This window comes from Caballeronia sp. dw_19, from assembly GCF_018449515.1.
Classification (GTDB): domain Bacteria; phylum Pseudomonadota; class Gammaproteobacteria; order Burkholderiales; family Burkholderiaceae; genus Caballeronia.
In genome coordinates this window covers 364774-381845 of the sequence record NZ_JAAVUQ010000006.1, presented here as the reverse complement: position 1 = coordinate 381845, position 17072 = coordinate 364774, and the positions used below count along the sequence as shown (strand labels likewise).

General features: G+C 58.1%; 16 protein-coding genes. 6 read left to right on the top strand and 10 right to left on the bottom strand.

What is annotated here, in order from left to right:
* Positions 1–146: 146 nt before the first annotated feature.
* Positions 147–401, bottom strand: a complete 255-nt coding sequence (locus tag HB376_RS11860; RefSeq protein ID WP_213763839.1) for a hypothetical protein — start codon at positions 399–401, stop codon at positions 147–149.
* Positions 402–465: 64 nt separating this feature from the next.
* The gene (locus tag HB376_RS11855) at positions 466–912 is read right to left on the bottom strand and encodes an integrase arm-type DNA-binding domain-containing protein (protein WP_213763838.1); all 447 of its coding nucleotides are present in this window, start codon (positions 910–912) and stop codon (positions 466–468) included.
* Positions 913–1578: 666 nt separating this feature from the next.
* Here HB376_RS11855 and HB376_RS11850 point away from each other — a divergent pair.
* On the top strand, positions 1579–2700 hold the full coding sequence (locus tag HB376_RS11850; RefSeq protein ID WP_213763837.1) for a muconate/chloromuconate family cycloisomerase: 1122 nt from the start codon (positions 1579–1581) through the stop codon (positions 2698–2700).
* 65 nt (positions 2701–2765) lie between these two features.
* A complete protein-coding gene (catA, locus tag HB376_RS11845; protein ID WP_213763836.1) occupies positions 2766–3674 on the top strand; it encodes a catechol 1,2-dioxygenase in 909 nt (302 codons plus the stop codon).
* Positions 3675–3833: 159 nt separating this feature from the next.
* Here the strand turns inward: catA and HB376_RS11840 are convergent, their stop codons facing one another.
* The 3 genes from HB376_RS11840 to HB376_RS11830 form a co-directional block, all read right to left on the bottom strand.
* Positions 3834–4799: an anti-sigma factor gene (locus HB376_RS11840; RefSeq protein ID WP_213763835.1), complete on the bottom strand. Its 966-nt coding sequence runs from the start codon at positions 4797–4799 to the stop codon at positions 3834–3836.
* 251 nt (positions 4800–5050) lie between these two features.
* On the bottom strand, positions 5051–5974 hold the full coding sequence (locus HB376_RS11835) for an anti-sigma factor (RefSeq protein ID WP_213763834.1): 924 nt from the start codon (positions 5972–5974) through the stop codon (positions 5051–5053).
* Positions 5971–6516 carry an RNA polymerase sigma factor gene (locus HB376_RS11830; RefSeq protein WP_213763833.1) on the bottom strand — a complete coding sequence of 182 codons (546 nt, stop codon included), beginning with the start codon at positions 6514–6516 and terminating at the stop codon, positions 5971–5973. Before HB376_RS11830 ends, HB376_RS11835 begins: the two co-directional genes overlap by 4 nt.
* Before the next feature lie 707 nt (positions 6517–7223).
* Here HB376_RS11830 and HB376_RS11825 point away from each other — a divergent pair.
* Positions 7224–7922 carry a response regulator transcription factor gene (locus HB376_RS11825; protein ID WP_213763832.1) on the top strand — a complete coding sequence of 233 codons (699 nt, stop codon included), beginning with the start codon at positions 7224–7226 and terminating at the stop codon, positions 7920–7922.
* 39 nt (positions 7923–7961) lie between these two features.
* Here the strand turns inward: HB376_RS11825 and HB376_RS11820 are convergent, their stop codons facing one another.
* Both HB376_RS11820 and HB376_RS11815 read right to left on the bottom strand, forming a co-directional pair.
* Complete coding sequence (locus tag HB376_RS11820) at positions 7962–9005, bottom strand: DUF1839 family protein (RefSeq protein ID WP_213763831.1); 1044 nt, start codon at positions 9003–9005, stop codon at positions 7962–7964.
* A gap of 29 nt (positions 9006–9034) precedes the next feature.
* The gene (locus tag HB376_RS11815; protein ID WP_213763830.1) at positions 9035–10117 is read right to left on the bottom strand and encodes a hybrid sensor histidine kinase/response regulator; all 1083 of its coding nucleotides are present in this window, start codon (positions 10115–10117) and stop codon (positions 9035–9037) included.
* A 785-nt stretch (positions 10118–10902) separates the two neighbouring features.
* Here HB376_RS11815 and HB376_RS11810 point away from each other — a divergent pair.
* Genes HB376_RS11810 through HB376_RS11800 form a run of 3 tightly spaced genes read left to right on the top strand, consistent with a single transcriptional unit; the run spans position 10903 to position 13213 of the window.
* Entirely contained in the window at positions 10903–11415 is a 513-nt protein-coding gene (locus HB376_RS11810; RefSeq protein WP_213763829.1) for a YfiR family protein, read from the top strand.
* Positions 11412–12689 carry a diguanylate cyclase gene (locus tag HB376_RS11805; protein ID WP_213763828.1) on the top strand — a complete coding sequence of 426 codons (1278 nt, stop codon included), beginning with the start codon at positions 11412–11414 and terminating at the stop codon, positions 12687–12689. The genes HB376_RS11810 and HB376_RS11805 overlap by 4 nt, the downstream gene beginning before the upstream one ends.
* Before the next feature lie 5 nt (positions 12690–12694).
* Positions 12695–13213, top strand: coding sequence for an OmpA family protein (locus tag HB376_RS11800; RefSeq protein ID WP_213763827.1), 519 nt, complete (start codon positions 12695–12697; stop codon positions 13211–13213).
* A 316-nt stretch (positions 13214–13529) separates the two neighbouring features.
* Here HB376_RS11800 and HB376_RS11795 read toward each other — a convergent pair whose 3' ends face one another.
* The 3 genes from HB376_RS11795 to HB376_RS11785 form a co-directional block, all read right to left on the bottom strand.
* The gene (locus HB376_RS11795; RefSeq protein WP_213763826.1) at positions 13530–14795 is read right to left on the bottom strand and encodes an aromatic ring-hydroxylating dioxygenase subunit alpha; all 1266 of its coding nucleotides are present in this window, start codon (positions 14793–14795) and stop codon (positions 13530–13532) included.
* A 158-nt stretch (positions 14796–14953) separates the two neighbouring features.
* Positions 14954–15859 (bottom strand): LysR substrate-binding domain-containing protein, encoded by a 906-nt coding sequence (locus tag HB376_RS11790; protein ID WP_213763825.1) that lies wholly within the window; start codon positions 15857–15859, stop codon positions 14954–14956.
* Positions 15860–16049: 190 nt separating this feature from the next.
* A complete protein-coding gene (locus tag HB376_RS11785) occupies positions 16050–16913 on the bottom strand; it encodes a cytochrome c oxidase assembly protein (RefSeq protein WP_213763824.1) in 864 nt (287 codons plus the stop codon).
* Between the last annotated feature and the right edge of the window lie 159 nt (positions 16914–17072).

Sequence of the window (17072 nt, the reverse complement as noted above, 5' to 3'; positions counted from 1 at the left end):
GGCCCTCGTTTCCGCCCCCAGTTCGGCGAAACGGGGCTAGTGTTCATCGCTTCGCGTGGTCAGCACGAGGGCCTGGCGAGGTAATTGCACGATATGATCTTGGCGCATCTTCATGATAGCGCTGGGAATGTGCCACTCAGCAGATTTCAAATCAAACTGCTCTCGTTTGCCTGCACTACAACCCCAGGGCGTAGAGCGGTGTACATCGCCATCCTCAACGCCGCGCGGGTCACGACCGACGAATACGCCTCGATAGCGATGATCAACGGACCGATCTCTGACGGCTTGGTGATCGCCGGAATATGTCCCTTCTCATACTTGGGCAGCGCGCCGTTCAGCGACAGCACTTTGCCCTCTTCCCGAAGCTCGTCTTGAATCGCGAAGACGATGATGCCGTTCATTTGGTGGCAAGGTTGGGCGCGTGAGATGCGATTTTCTGAAGGGCCGGCTTGACCTCTTTGGTCGTCAGGGTCGCGATGGTTTTTTCTTGAGAGCGGGTGTCAAGTAGGTATCGAGAACGAATGCCGCCTTGCGGTACGTTTCGTCGGCCCATTCTTGCTTTTTATGGGCGAGCCACGCTTGGGCCACGATATCAAATCGGCTTTTGGCCGCGTCACGTGCAGCGGCGCGTTTGGCCTCAAGCTCAGCTTGCGGGTCGATTCCGCTGCGCAGCGCGCGCCGTGCATTGATGGCAAAGTCGCGTGGGTCTTCGACCCGCACAACCGGGTAGGGGCCGAAACTGAGGTTGTTCCGTTCGCCGCTGGGCCGCTGGTAACGGAATATCCAGAGCTTGGATCCGTTTGGTTTGATCTGCAGGGACAAACCCCCACCGTCGCCAATCTGGTAGACAGCGGCGGCCGGTTTTGCGTTTCGGAAAACGAGGTCCTTCTTGGGAACCGCGAGTCTGGGCATGGCAAAAACCCCCAGTCTCAATGTACCCAAAGTGTACCCAAAAAAGCGGGTTTTTGCGGTGGAGGCTGGGCGACGCTGGGCAATAAACCCCCCCGAGAGCCTTGTGCCGTCGGGGTTTTCTGGGTGTTTCTGGTCAAACTTTGTTGTTACTTGCGAATCTACTTGGTGCCCAAGCGAGGACCCGAACCTTTCACCGACTGCCACTAGGATTTGAAGGGCGCGTCTACCAATTCGGCTATTCGTTGGCGCATATTGCGCAAACAAGCTTCCGAACAAGCCCGAAGAACGGTCAATAACGAAATTGGCATCGCAAGCAAAGCGGGTGCGACTTCGCCCTTTACGACTGGCACGTGAATTTGGCGATCACTAGGGAACCTGACCGAAGTGTCCGACGGACAGAGATTCTAGCGATCCATGTTGCCGATGATGCCGGACATTGCCGAAAGCGCCCAAGCTTGCCCGCATCTGGAGTGGGGGTAAAGTGGGGGTACAGCGGCCAATTCAGGATGCCGGCCTGTCGAGGTTAATCGTAAGTTATTGATTTTTATATATATCTATTGGAAGAATACGGGTTTCATACCTTCAGGGTATGAAAGTAGTCGGAAGCGGTGTTGGACTTCCCGGTTCGTTTGTTTCTACCATGTGTGCTTCGGGAGGAGACGCACAATGGCAACAGCGGTAAGAATAGAAAGCGTGGAAACACTACTGGTTGATGTCCCGACTATCCGGCCCCACCGGCTGTCGGTCGCGACCATGAACTGCCAGACCCTGGTGCTGGTCCGGATTCGCTGCTCGGACGGCGTAAGCGGCGTGGGCGAGGGCACGACCATCGGCGGTCTCGCGTATGGTGAAGAGAGTCCCGAGAGCATCAAGGTCAATATCGATACCTACTTCGCACCCTTGCTCAAAGGCCTGGATGCAACGCGGCCCGGTGCGGCCATGGCGAAGCTGCGCAAGTTGTTCCAGGGCAATCGGTTTGCGAAATGCGCGGTGGAAACGGCGCTCTTCGACGCCCAGGCTCAACGGATCGGCGTGCCGCTGTCGGAGTTGTTCGGCGGCCGGGTGACGGACTCGGTTGAAGTCGCATGGACGCTTGCGAGCGGCGATACACGGCGTGACATCGATGAAGCCGAGCAGATGCTCGACCTGCGGCGGCATCGCGTGTTCAAGCTGAAGATTGGTTCGGGAGCAGTGGCCGACGATGTAGCGCATGTCGTGGCGATCAAGAAAGCGCTCGGTGAGCGTGGCGACGTTCGCGTGGATGTGAACCAGGCATGGAGCGAGTCGGACGCTATCTGGGCGTTGCCGCGCTTCGCCGATGCCGGCGTCGATCTGGTCGAGCAACCCATAGCCGCCACGAATCACGCCGGCCTCAAACGGCTTACCGACCTGGCTCGCGTGCCAATCATGGCTGACGAAGCGCTGCATGGCCCCACCGATGCATTCGCACTGGCGAGCAGCCGTTGTGCCGATGTCTTCGCCGTCAAGATTGCCCAGTCCGGTGGACTGCTGGGCGCGGCTAGCGTCGCAGCGATAGCGCTTGCGGCGCATATTGATTTGTATGGCGGCACGATGCTGGAGGGGGCGATCGGCACGATTGCATCGGCGCAACTATTCAGCACGTTCAGCTCGTTGAAGTGGGGAACGGAATTGTTCGGCCCGCTCTTGCTGACTGAGGAAATTCTCACTGAGCCGCTGCGTTATGAAGACTTTTCGCTGCATCTGCCGCAAGGCCCCGGTCTGGGCATCACCCTCGATTGGGAACGTATCGAACGGTTGCGGCGCTGACCTTAACGATCCCGAAGTAGTCCGTATTAACGAACGCCGACCTCAGATAAAACACGGAGACAAAAATGAACCATCAAGCTATCGACGTGCTGCTCAAGACCATTAACGACAGCGCAACCAGCGAAGGCAATGCGCGCACGAAGGCGATCGTGAATCGCGTTATGCGGGACCTGTTTTATACGATTGAAGATCTCGATGTGCAGCCCGACGAGTTCTGGACCGCGCTCAACTATCTTGGCGAAGCGGGCAAGAGCGGAGAGCTCGGACTGCTTGCTGCGGGCCTGGGCTTCGAGCATTTCCTCGACTTGAGGATGGACGAGGCGGAAGCGAAGGCCGGTATAGAAGGCGGCACGCCGCGCACGATCGAAGGCCCGTTGTATGTAGCGGGTGCGCCGGAGTCGGTCGGGCATGCGCGTCTGGATGACGGCACCGATCCGGGCGAAACGCTCGTGATGCGTGGTCGCGTGAACGGCGAAGATGGCGCGCCACTGAAGGATGCGCTGGTTGAGGTATGGCACGCGAATCATCTGGGTAACTATTCATATTTCGACGCGTCGCAACCGGCATTCAATCTGCGTCGAACCATTCGTACCGATAGCGCGGGTAACTATAGCTTTACGAGCGTCGTGCCGGTCGGCTACAGCGTGCCGCCCGCGGGCAAGACCCAGCAATTACTCGATCAGTTGGGTCGCCATGGTCATCGTCCGGCGCATATTCACTTCTTTATTTCAGCGCCGGGTTATCGCAAGCTGACGACGCAGATCAATATTGATGGTGATCCGTATCTATGGGACGACTTCGCGTTTGCCACGCGCGATGGTCTTGTACCCGAGCTTAAGAGGGCGGAAGGGGCGCAAGGCAAACCGTATGGCGTGGAGGGTCAGTTCGTGCTGATCGATTTCGACTTCACACTGTTCAAGCAGCGCGATGATGTGAAGAGCACGGAGGTTGAACGCGTGCGCGCGGGGGCCTGATAGCTGGAGAGGTTACACAGCTTGATGCGTGGTTCGCTGTTCATCGCTGCAATGCGGTGCAGCGAACGCTTTACGTTTAGATGACCTCATACATGTCGCTAAGTGCCGGATGCGCGGGTAAAAGACAGGCCCAATCAACAGAACAGCCAGACAATCAATTTATTCCACGCTTGGCGCCACGTTAACCGACGCCAGGGCGGCAGCTATCGGCAAGGAGGTTTCCCGGCTGAACAACGGAGCGGTTCTGCCAGCCGATATCTGCTTGCCAAGCACCGTCAACTCGACACTTTCCGGCTGACCGATCAACGCATAGCCCAACCCGGCCTGCCGCCATGTGACAACGGTCATGGAGTCGACCCGCTGATCGGCCACAGCGGCATCTGGCTTGGCCTCCTTCATCACGCACAGCGCAACGGGCGCGCCTTTCTCTGGAAGATAGACAATTTGCACCAGCGGTTTGTTGTTGAACCGCAGGCGCTGCACGCGCTTGAATGTGAGGCCGGATGCGCTCAGGTCCGGAATGCGCAGCGCGAGGCCATCGTCCTGGCGAATTTCCTTGACGGTCTTGATCGACAGGTTGGTGTCGGGAACGACGTTCGCCAGCGTCTCGCGGGAATAGAGCTGCTGATAGCCGGCCGCCGCCATCACCCAAGGCGATACGCTCATGCCGACCGACGCAAGCGAAGCGCCGGCATTCGATGCCGGACCCATGCCGGGACCTAGCCGAAGCACCAGTCCGCAGGCAAATGCGCCGGCCAGGAAGGCGACGCCTAGCCACGCCGGCGCAACGCGTAGCCGTGAGCGGACGGGTGACGAGGACGCACTGCCTGGAGCACGGGGAACGACGGGATCGTTGACGCTAACGTCGGGACTGGCGACGGGCCGGGCAGTTTGCGCTTTAGCCACACGCGCCATCTCTTCGATCTTTGCGCTAAGACTAGCCGGCACGGGCGGCAACTTTTGCGCGGCGAACGCATCACGGTACGGTAGCCGCGATGCGTGCAACAACGCGACACGCTCCGCCGCGTCGGGAGACGTGCGCAGTTCGCGCTCGACTTCCTCGCGTTGGTGCGGCGGGAGTTCGCCGTCCACGTAGGCCATTAGCAGGATATCGTCCGATTTCATAAGACTGAGCAGTTACTTTCGCTGATGATCAAATTCGCGCTTTTTCTCGTGCGCCGATTCGGTAAGTGGTCGGTTTCCGCTAAACAGGCCTGTTATAAGTGTATCTGCGTTTCGCCGATGAGCGGCGGGCTGTGTGTTTCGTGCAACCGGACGTGATTCGACGGACTAAGCATTCCGCCAAGCGCCAACCGGCCTGCACGGCTCAAGGCGTCAGGCGTTCACCAGCTTATAAGCCGTAGGCCGGCCATTGCTTACCCGGCTAGCGGGAACAGCGCTGAAGTCGCCTTGCTAAATAGCTGCTCCACCTCGCGGTTCGAAATACGCTTGCCGAGTGCGTCCAGATCGACGCCTTCGGTCTTGCCGATCAACGCATAGCTAAGTTCCGCTTGCCGCCATGTGACCACGTGCATGGTGTCGACCACCTGTGCTGCAACCGCTTGATCCGACTTCACGTCTTTCATGACGCATAGCGCGACGGGCGGTCCTTTCTCAGGCAGATAAACGATTTGCACGAGCGGCTTGTTGTTGAATTGCAAGCGGCGCACGGACTTGAAAGTCAGGCCTGCGCTGCTTAGGTCGGGAATGCGCAGCGCGAGTTTGTCGTCATGGCGAATGTCATCGACTATTTTTGATGTCGCTGCCGGATTCTCGTCGGCGTAAGCCAGCGTGTCGCGCGTATAAAGCTGCTGATAGCCAACCGCCGCGGTTACCCAAGGCGAGAGGCCGGAGCTTGCCATGGCGGCGCTGCCGGAACTCGGCAAGCCCCGGCTGAGAAGAGCAAACGTTCCGGGCCGCAAAAAGAGTCCACCGCAAAACGCGGCGGCGACGCACGCCGCCGCGAGCCACGTGGGAACCGCGCGCAAACGCGAGCGAACCGGTGCGGCGGCGGGGGTAACGGAGGGCGCTGGAACTGAAGGATCGTTTGCGCCTGCAGCCGCGCTTTTAGCGCTGTGTGCAAGGGCCATCGCTTCGATCTTCCGGGTCAGCGAGTCCGGCACCGGCGGCAATTTTTGCGTAGCGAACGCCTGCTTGTAGTCAAGACGCGATGCTTGCAGCAGCGCTACCAGCTCCGCGGCTTCAGCAGAAGCGCGGATGAGCGCCTCGACTTCCCGGCTCTCTTCGGGAGCCAGTTCGCCGTCTACGTACGCCATTAGCATGAGGTCGTCGGCTTTCATGCGATGGAGTCCTTGCGTGCGACCGAGGCCCGGGCTTTCGAATCAGGCGTGCCTAACAACGCGCCAACCGCCTGACGTGCCCGCGATAACCGGCTCATGATAGTGCCGATGGGTACCTCCAGAACATCGGCCGCTTCCTGATAGCTCAAGCCTTCCACCGCGACCAGCAACATGACCACACGCTGCGTTTCGGGCAGCCGTTCAACGGCGCTGATGATCTGGCCGTGCATGAGCTGGGTTTCCGGACCTTTGTCGACGGGGTCGGCGATGTTTTCGAGAAAGTCATCGTCCCAATCCATGCTGGAGCGCTTGCGTACGCTGCGCGCTCGCAGCTCGTTGATCCAGGTGGAATGGACGATTGAAAACATCCAGCTTAGCGGGGATGTGTCGGGCTGCAATTGATGCGCTCGTTCAAGCGCCCGGACGCAAGCTCTCTGGACGAGATCCTCGGCGTCGTGCCGATCGCCTGAAATGCGAAGCGCGAACGCCCATAGTCGCGGCAGCATTGCGGGAAGCATGCCTGGTAAGTCTGCGCCGTTCATTGAACGAATGTCTCCTGTGATTCCAGTGTCGACTCAAGTGACCTTGAGCGCAGGCAGGTGCGTGCTGCATCGCGTTAGTTGGACATTTTAGCGTGAGTCGGCGCATGTCGCTGGACGGCATGTTGAGGCTTGGACGCTTTGGGATAAGGGCGAGCTGCGCGCGCTCCATTGTGATTTAACTAAGAGCTTAATATGTCCGGTGTTTGCTTGAATCCAGATCTCGCTTGCGGCGGTTATAGCGGGATTGATCTTCTGACGCGCGATTAGCTTGTGCCGCAAATGGACGAAGCGGTTGCTCACGCGTTTTTAGCACTCGCCTGGAAATCTGGAATCTCGGCGCTAACGCCACCTTGCATTGATTGACATTTCATCGCGGCTTTTTTGGATATGCTTGATACGGTCATCGATGCAACATTTGATCAGGCGAATGAACGCGGCAATTCGCGGAAATCAGGGAGCTCTCGCCAGCGCTGGGCACGTCCGCTAGCGCCAAGATGCAAGGGGCAAGTTTTAGCACCTCAAAACGGCTTGCTTCAATCGATATCGACAACCACCTTGCGCTGTTTCATCTCTCGCTGGCTTGCCCGCATGCGATGACATGAAAACAGCGAGTACCGCTCTCGTTAGTTTGATTGTAGGCATGAACCGGCGCTGTTTGCCCATGAGGACCGGCAAAAGATCAACGCGATTATCAAGGACCCGAGGCAATGCGAATCTGCGTGTTAGATGATGACCTTGAGCACAACGATTTTGTGACTCAAACCCTTACGGCTGCTGGCCACACCTGTCATATCTTCACCGATGCAAGAGTGTTTATCTACGAGTTGAGGCGGCAGACTTTCGACTTGCTGATGCTCGACTGGAACATGCCGAGCATGTCCGGCGATCTGGTCCTGCAATGGATCAGGGAGAAATTAAAATCCAATCTCGCCGTCCTGTTCGTGACCAACAGAAGCTTCGAGGCAGATATGGTCGCCATGCTCAATGCGGGCGCCGACGATTACATCGTCAAGCCGGTGTCGCGTTGCATCCTGCTGGCCCGCGTGGAGACCATCCTGAGGCGCGTCTATCCGCTCGTCTCAGCAGAGGCTCACCAAACCTTCGGCGTCTACGATTTCGATTGCGCTACGCAACACGTCTCGGTAGCTGGAATTCCCGTCAGCCTGACGCACAAGGAATTCGAACTCGCCTTGCTGCTATTCCGGAACCTGGCCAGACCCCTGTCGCGTACGCACATACGCGAAACGGTGTGGCGGCGGGATGTCGAGCTGCCCTCGCGGACGATGGATACGCACATCTCCCATATTCGTTCGAAGCTTCAACTGCGGCCCCAGAATGGGTATCGGATCGTCCCCATCTATGGCTACGGGTATCGATTCGAGAGGGTGTCAGAGGAACGATCCTGAGCGGTGTTTGTTCCCGTTGTTTATAGGTACAGCGCGCGCCTAACCTATGAGCGCATCGAGGGAACCGATGGTCTGGTCATAAGATGCCGCCAATACGTCGAAGCAGTCGTCGCACAGGTCCGTCCGCTTGTCCAGGTTCGCTCTGGCCACACGGAACTTCATCATCATCGCTTCGCTAGCGATCTTTTGCGCCGCGGCTGAAATGGCTGTGGGGATATCGAATCCTTGCGCGCGCATCCAGTCCAGATATTTTGCCAGGTACTGAAAATTCGCACCTAGTTGCTGAATCAGATTGAATGCGTAGAGTTGGAGGTAAGGGTTTCCACGTTCCAGGATCGTATCCATGTGCCCGGGAAACGCGCTGCGCCAACGATCTATGGGATTGCTTGCCGGGCGCCGGGCCAGATGCACAATTAACAGGTCGGCGGATGCTTCCGCAAGGGCAGTTCCTTCAAGCGCCGGGCGTATCCGCTTGGAAAATTCAACGTAGGGTAATAGCAGATTGGACTGTTTGTAAAACTCGGGTAACCGATGAAGTACCCCGTCGTAGTCCTTACCATATAAAAAGAAATAACCGGCGTTATGAAAATATCCTAGTTGTCGTGTCCGTGTATTGATGTAGTCAATTCCTATGGTTGTCTTGACGTGGTCGGACCGGTACGACGTCCCCTTCATGTCGGGTAGATAGAAGCCATCCACCTCCATAATGACTGTGTTATCACGCTGTGTTTGCCCAGATAGCCGATCTTCAAGCGAGTCGTAGATCGCCAATTCCTGTACTTGCAGGCCGTAGAGGTTATCCAGGTCAACATGCGGAAATTTGAAGATCGTGAACTGGTCGCCTTCAAAATCTTGCATTACCGTAAAGCTGAGCGCGGCACACGGATCGAATCCGTAGCTGTTCAGCAACTCGATCCACAGGTCACCGCAGGCGTTCGCATTGCGCCAGATGCGAACGCCTTGATGAAGCGCGTGTGAACGGAACCGGCGCAGCCGATGTGGCGCAGGGTCAAGTTGCACCACCCGCGCAGGGCGACGACCGCCGATTGCGCCGAGCCTTGTTTTATTGGTTGCTTCAATCATGGGTTCGAATGGTAGATGGCTGATCTCCGTCACTGCCTGGGAAGCTTGATCGCAACCACGAACCCCACGGGAGCGTGCTGCATCGAAAGATCGCCGCGGTGCTTGAGCGCGGTCATCTTCACAAACGCAAGGCCGAGTCCGAAGCCGTCGTCGGCGGAGTTCGCGCCTGGCTGGATTCTCACGAACGGTTCCACGGCTTGTTGAGTCCCGGATGAAGAAATTCCGGTGCCTGCGTCCTCCACGCTGATTACCCATTCGTTAGCATCGGACACAAGACGGCAACGGACCTCGGAGCGCGCAGGGCCATACTTCAGCGCGTTATCGATCAGGTTGCTGATGGCGCGCGTGAGCATCATGCGATCCGCCAGGTAAAGACACTGCGTGGCAGGAACATCCATGACAATCCGGCTCCCCAATCGACGTGCCTTTTCCCACAACTGATCGACTGCGTCGACCACGATCTCGCTCAGATCCGTCATTTCCAGCGCTTTCGTTTCCGACTGGGCAAGTGTCAGGCGGATGAACCCGTCCGCTAGCGCGAGCGTACGCCGCGCATGCATTTCGATCCTTTCGAAGACGACCGACGCGTGACCGAATTCATCGCGATGGTTGTCGACCAACGCTAGAATTGATACTTGCGGCAAGCGCATGTCATGCGAGAGAAAGTCGAGTGCCTCGTCCCGGTGACGCATTGCCTGGTAGGCGCTCGAGTGATAGCGAATACGTGCAATCAATTCAATTGCGTCGGGTAGCTTTACAAGGTAATCGTTAGCACCCGCCAGAAAGGCGGCGTGCTTCACCGTCGATTCTTCTTCCGTGGACAACACGATGACCGGAATCTTTGACGTAGCCGGAGTCGTGCGCCAGACCCGCACGAGGTCCAGTCCGTCGATACCCGGCATCACGAGATCCTGCAAGATGACGGATGGTTGCAACTGCATCGCCGTGTTCAAGGCTCTTCGCGGATCCGTGCAGACGTGAAGCTCAATATCGGCTTCGGACGAGAGGGCGCGTCTGATGACTTCGCCAACACAGGCTTGATCATCAATCAAAAGAACGAGGACGGGTGAGGCGGGCGGTGCCAGGCGGATATCGTCGGAACTTTCAATCATATGCAACCCGAATGAATACGTGCACACATGTTCCAGCACGGGCCGGATAAGCCTGGCGTCCTACGATGCGTAGTGTCGAACGCTTGCTCCGGGGTTCCCGTGGTTGTCTCGCAAGACCTAGTTAGTGACTCCAAGTGGATAATGTGGAACCCTGACTTCTCTTTCCAGAGAAAGATGGATTTGCCATTGTTGCTAGGAAAATTCAATTTTCTTCATTCTAATCATGCACTGGCGAGCGTGTTCGATTTCTCGATAATTTAACCGTATTTAACAGTAGGATTTATCGACTGTGCGTTGACTATAGGTCGATTGATGACGCCGGCGATCACCCTCCGACTTGTCCTGAACACTGCCTCAAGGACGGCGATTGTGTGGACGGTGGGCTGCGTCTAACAAAGGTTGACAAACCGCCAACCTAAACAGGATTAGCATGAGGCGGGGAAGGCGTGAAAGAACCCACCAATAAGACTGGCTTAGCTGACATGGCCGAGGTTATCAAGGTGCTTTAACCTGACGCATCTTCCTTTCGCTCATGCCAATCCCTGGATGTTCTCCCTCTTGGACAGGCTCGGAAAAATCAGGAAACAGTATTAAGATATCCTGATCGAATTGACGATCCTGGCCCCGTAAACCTATAGCAGAGACAAGTGTTAGCTGAGCCTCACGGATTTATGATTGAGCCACATACGTACACCCATAACCTACCTGTCTCCGGTGGATTGCACGCATTGCGACGCCTCGCTGCTCGGGCGCTGTCATATATGGCATTTTGCTCGGTGGTTTTAGTGAATGGGCTGACGTCATGCGTGGCGCACGGGCAAACGGCAGCGCCTCCGGAGATTGCCGATGGGCAGGCGCGTGCAGATCAGGTGGCGCGCATTATTAAAGGAATCGTCAGCTTTACGCGCTGGCCGGCCAGTTATTCCGTCAGGCGGCTTTGCGTCGTGACTCCCGCGCTCTACGCCGGCAGCTTAAGCCAGTTCACTGCGGAAAACACGGGCCGGCCGGTGGTAACACGGCACTACGCGATCGCAGACACGCGCCTTGAGACCGACTGCGACGTGCTGTATATCGAAGTGACCGGCGCAGCCGCACAACAACTTTTCCGCCGGCTGGCAGGGCTCCCGGTACTCAGCGTAGGAGGCGATGACGAAGCGTGTGCACAGGGCAGTCTCTTTTGCCTGACGCGCGTGAGCGGTGCGGTTTCGTTTGCCGCGAACCTCGATGGAATCGCCCGTAGCGGCCTGCGAATAGACCCAGACGTGCTGCTGCTTGCGCGTAGGGAGGACAGGAGATGAAACCTCCTGTCCTCCGGACCACGTCACCGCCGCTGACGCTCGCGCGTACCTTGCGGCGCGTGCATCTCGTGTGTGCGCTCATCGCGGTAAGCCTCACAGGCGGCTCACTGATGATAGTGGGAATGATCAGGCTGCAGGCGCTCGAGAACCATAACCTGCAACTGCTCGCCCGATCAATTGCTTATAGTGCGGAGGCCGCCGTTGTCTTCAACGATCAGCGTGCGGCGCTCGATTCAATTGCCCGTATTGCGTCGAGTGATGAGGTGGAGTCGGTTTCCGTCTTCGATATCCATGGCGGCCGCCTGGCCACGTGGCAGCGCACGCGTAACGACTCGCACGAGAAGATCTGGGGGCTCGTCGACAGGCTTCCATGGCGCAGTGCGGTTGCCGTGCCGATCCTTAACGAAGGCGTACCGGTCGGTGAAATCCGCCTTCACGGCAGCCCAAACGGACTGCTCGCTTTTATCGTGACGGGCTTCTTGTGGATTGCTGCGGGCATGGCCTTGAGCGTGGCGAGCACGCTATATCTTTCGAGACGAATTTTCAATCGCATCACTATTCCACTTGGCGAGCTTGCGCGCGTGACGCATCAGGTGCGTAGCGCCCGCTCGTTCGGGCAGCGAGTGCCGCCTGCGCACATTACGGAGTTGAACGATCTCGCAAGCGATTTTAATGCTCTGCTCGAACAGCTTGAGAAGTGGGAGGCGGGCATGCAGCTCGAAAATAAGTCGCTTGCACATCAGGCCACCCATGACAGTCTGACGGGTCTTCCTAACCGGACGCTTTTCGAGCGTCGCCTCGCGCACGAGGTGGAGCGCGCGACACGGGACAAGCAAAGGTTTGCTGTGCTTTTCCTTGATGCTGATCGATTCAAGGAGGTGAACGACACCATGGGTCATGCAGCGGGCGACAAGGTGCTCGTCGCCGTGGCGGCGCGCGTTCGTGAGCAGCTTCGCGCGGGGGACCTCGTTGCGCGGCTGGGCGGCGACGAATTCGCCGCGCTGCTTTCGCCCCTGCGGGACGCGGAGGATGCCAGTCGCGTCGCCTGGAACATTGCCGTGGCGATGCGGGAGCCTATCGTATTCGATGACGGCACGACGGTTATGTCTTCGGTGAGCGTGGGCATGGCGGTCTATCCCGATGATGCGCTGGATGGCATCGGTCTGATCCGCGCGGCCGACATAGCAATGTACCTGGCCAAGGCTCGACGCAACAAGGAGTGGCGTTACAACGCCGCCGGTCTTCGAGGTCGCATGGTTCATTTTAATGAGTAGGGGAAATGCTTAAAACGTTATCGCTGTTTTCGCGCAGAACGCGCCTGCTGGCCGTGGTGTTGCTGTGTGCCGCGGCGCTGAGCGGCTGCAAGACAATCCCTGCGAGCGCGCCACAGGACCTGGCGGGTATGCGGGTGGCGGTCCTGGAGCGGGACGGGTTTGTGAAGACCGAAGACGGGTGGATACTGGGATTGTCGGACAAGCTTCTGTTCGACACAGACGAGGACCAACTTACGCCCGAGAGCCGCCAGATTGTTCTGGAAATCGGGCGCTCGCTCAACGCAGTTGGTCTCGTCGATCTAAGAGTACTGGGTTATACCGACTCGGTTGGCAGCTTGACCTACAACGACGCTCTTTCAATGAGGCGCGCGGCTGCGGTGACCTGTATATTGGTGAATGCGGGCATCGCGCCGAGTCACATCCGGCAACAGGGTTTAGGCAAGCGCAATCCTGTTGCTGACAATCGTACGGCGGAGGGACGGGAGCAAAACCGCCGGGTCGTCATTATTGTATTAGCCGATTGATTGATGTAATGGGATTGGTCGGCGTTTAAGCTACGTTGCCGCTTGGTGTTGTTGAGCGATTTCGATCATCTACGAACGCGGGTGCCACGCGACCAATGGTAAGTTTGGTAGAAGCCGTATCGAAGAAGAACAGTCGTTTCTATACCTGGGCGAATGAAGGTCGCCAAGCTTGCCGGCTAGTCGAATAGAAGTGTTCGCGAGTTCGTCGAATACCGCGAAAATTTGCATTTGAATAGTATTCCTGTATTAATTAAACGCTAGGCACATCAATATCCGGCAACCGCGCCGGATCACAAGCGCGACGCGAGTCATGGCATCAGATGCCGTGCGCTTCCAGCCGCGTCGCGTACCAGCGTGAAAATCGTTCGAGATACGACTCGGTGAAAGGCGAGAAAGGTCCGGGCCGGTAGCCGGGGTCTTGCGTACCCTGGTGATTGATCGCAACAAGGCGGGCGTCCTGAGCATTGGTTGCTTGCCATACCTCGATCAGATCGGACAGCGCGTAGTCAACGCCCTCGATCGCATCCTCGTGAACGAGCCACTTGGTTCTGACCAGCGTTCGATCCGGTGCAAGCGGGATGAGGTACGAAATGACCGCGTGGTCGCTCATGACATGGGACCACGAGTTGTGCGTCCACAAATGGGTATCGCCGAGATCGCGGCGCGTGTTGTCGCCGAGCAGCCGGGTGCTGGCCACCTTTGTATTCATCGTTTGCGATTCGCCGTTGCCGGCTATGACCAGGCGCTGGGTTCGGAACAGCGTGGCTACGTCATCCAGTCGTTCTACGGCTTCGCTGAGCAGTCCCTCCTTGTGCCAGCTCGCCAGCGAAGCCGCGTTACGCGCCCGATATTCAACGAGCGCGCGCTCCGATTCCTCACTTAAGCCGTCGGGGCAGAAGCCGAAATCTTCGGCCAGGAACGATACGGTGAGCTCGGGATGCGTTGCGCTGCAGTGGTAACACTCGCGATTGTTTTCAATTGCCAGCTTCCAGTTGCCGTTTTCAATGATGTCCGTTTCGTAGGCAATTTTTGTGCGGGCCAAATCGAACGGTTCCAGGCGTGGCGCCATGGTCTCGTCAAGCGCCGCAATGTCCGCGGGCGCTTCGTCGTTCAGGCACACAAAGATCAACCCGCCTATTACGCGCAGGGGGACGGGCATCAGGCTGCGGCAGGTCGGATCGAAATCCTGTCCCATGTGCGCGGCGTGTTTAAGATCGCCGTTGAGGCTGTACGTCCACTGATGGTAGGGGCAGACGAGCATTCCCACGGAACCCTTGCCTTGCTCGCGCAGGCGTGCGCCGCGATGACGGCACACGTTCCGATACGCTCGAACAATGTCATTATCGTCGCGAACGATGATGATCGAGGCGCGGCCAATATCCACCGCCGAGACATCGCCAGGCTCGCGTACGTCGGCAGTGACACCCGCCATGATCCAGTGCTTGTGGAAGAAGATATCGACGTCGTTCTCAAACACGTCCTGCCGCCCGAACAGGGCGCCGGGCATGCCGTGACCTGAAGCCCGACTGCGAAACAAAGCGCCGTGCGTAGTGCCGTGCATAGTGCCATTGGTGCTCGACATCCGCTGGTCCCTATCAGATTCCCTACGTTGTCAGGCGCGACATGAGTCGCGTGATGAACGGAGTATCGACAGGCCAATTCGAAGCGTCAATGCGCTTTATTTGCTCGCTCGCATAACAATAAGTAATGGCAGCGGTGAGGAGCCGAAACACCCTCGATTCACGCCGCCGGTTCCTCACGAAGCCATTCGATGACGGCATCCACCGCGGGCGTGACGGCGTGTCCGTGCGGCACGACGGCGTAATACGCGTCGGTCATTTTCACGCACGCGTCGCCGAGCGGCACTAGGCGCCCCGACGTCAGCATGTCGCCCAGCATCCGCCGCCAGCCGAGCACGATGCCCTGGCCCTGCAACGCGGCATGAATGGCATCGGTGTACAGGCTGCAACGCAGGACATAATTCAGCCGGCTGCGCTCGATGCCCACTGCGTCGAACCAGTCTTCCCAGCCCATCCAGCCCTCCGACGTGGAGTCGTAGGCAATGAGCGGGGCATCGCTCAGGTCATGCGGCGACTGAAATTCGCCATGTGCTTCGAGCCATGATGGCGAGCAGACAGGCACCACCTCCTCATTGAAGAGCAGCGTTGAGTGACCGTCGCGCCAGTTGCCCGAACCATAGCGGATAGCAATATCCACTTCGTTATGACGCAGGTCCGCGGTGAACATCTGCGTGGTCAGGCGTAGCTTGAGTTGCGGCTGCGAGCGCTTGAGCAGCGGCAGCCTGGGCAAGATGCGGAATTGTGAAAACGCGGCGGTCGCCAGGATGGCGAACTCCTGCTCGCGTGTGTTGCTGCTGAGACTGTCGAAGGTGCCCGCGATCTTCTGGAGCGATTCCGATGTGACGAAAAAGAGGGCTTCGCCTTCTTTCGTGAGCGCGATCGAGCGATGCAGCCGATGAAACAACTGCAGCTTCATGGCGTCTTCCAGAAAGCGGATCTGCCGGCTGACGGCGGCCTGCGTGACACCGAGTTCGTCGGCTGCGAGCGTGAAACTCTTGAGCCGCGCAACGGCTTCAAAGTCGACCAATGCGTTTAGCGAAGGAATCAGGCGACGGTATCCTTTCATTTCTCACGCTTCCAGTTTTCTTCGGGGATCCGCTTGAGTTGCTCGCATGGCAACTTGCGTCCGGACTGCTAATGTTGATATTACCTGTTGTTATGCGAGAGCCAAAATAACGTGCGTTGACCGCGTAGTTTTGCTCGCCGATACCGCCGCGGATTTCTAACCGAATGCTTGGGCGGATCTCACCATACCGTCAATTCCCCAGGGCTGGCTTCGCTCGCCGTTTCGCAGGCCTCGGCTTGGGTGGCACACGGGCGGGGAGTTCGGACAGACGCATCAGATGGCGCAGGGCCATCATGGCGCCGATCGCCTCAAGCACTCCGGCCGGCACCCACATGATGAGCCCGCCGAGGCTCTGGTCGAGCGTCGCCGGAACCGACGTGAACGCACGGCCGCAAAGCGTAAAGACCGGATAGAGGTCGTGCGCCGAGAATGTAATGATCGCGCCGACCAGAATCTGAGGCGTCATGGTGATGACCGGCGACAGCACTCGCAAGCCGGGCCGGGTACGACTCGGCGGATGCGGTCGATGATCGAGCAGCATCCACCAATACAGCAGCCCGCTCACTGCGACTGACCAGTTCATGAACGTGTAGATGCGCCAGTCCAGCATGGCGACGAACTGCACGGATGGAATCAGCCAGAAGACAACCGAGATGACGAACGCCGCCGAGATGAAGGCCGGATTCAGCACAACAGCAGCGAGTACACGCGCTGGCCTGCGGTATTGCCAACGCCGCAGCGCGCTGCGCCAGCGCAACGGCAGGCCGGCCCGGAGTGTACTGCCTGGATAACACGACATCAGGATCAGCGGGGCAAGATGGTGCAGCACCAGATGCTGGAGCCGATGTACAAAGAACTCGTGCTCGGCGTAGTAGTCGAGCCGCGTGTGAAGGGCTATATAGAAGAGCGCAAGACCCACCCAAAACGCTATTCGCCGAGCAATGCTGATACGAACGTGGCGCGACCCTCGCGCATACAGCAAGGCTGTGATAGCGAAAACTGCCACGAGCCCGAAAGAAGGTTCCCATGGGACGAGCAGGTTGAGCAGAGACATGGCGGGTCAGAATAGGTAAGAGGGGCTTGACGCGCTCGCGTTTGCGCCTCAGCGACCCGCATGTTAGCAGGTGAGTGGGAGGCTTGCTGGTGGGGGAAAGCGTGGCGTATGGGCAATGTTCGCGGGTGTCGCGCTCGTCGTAGTACCCGCAGCCCGGCA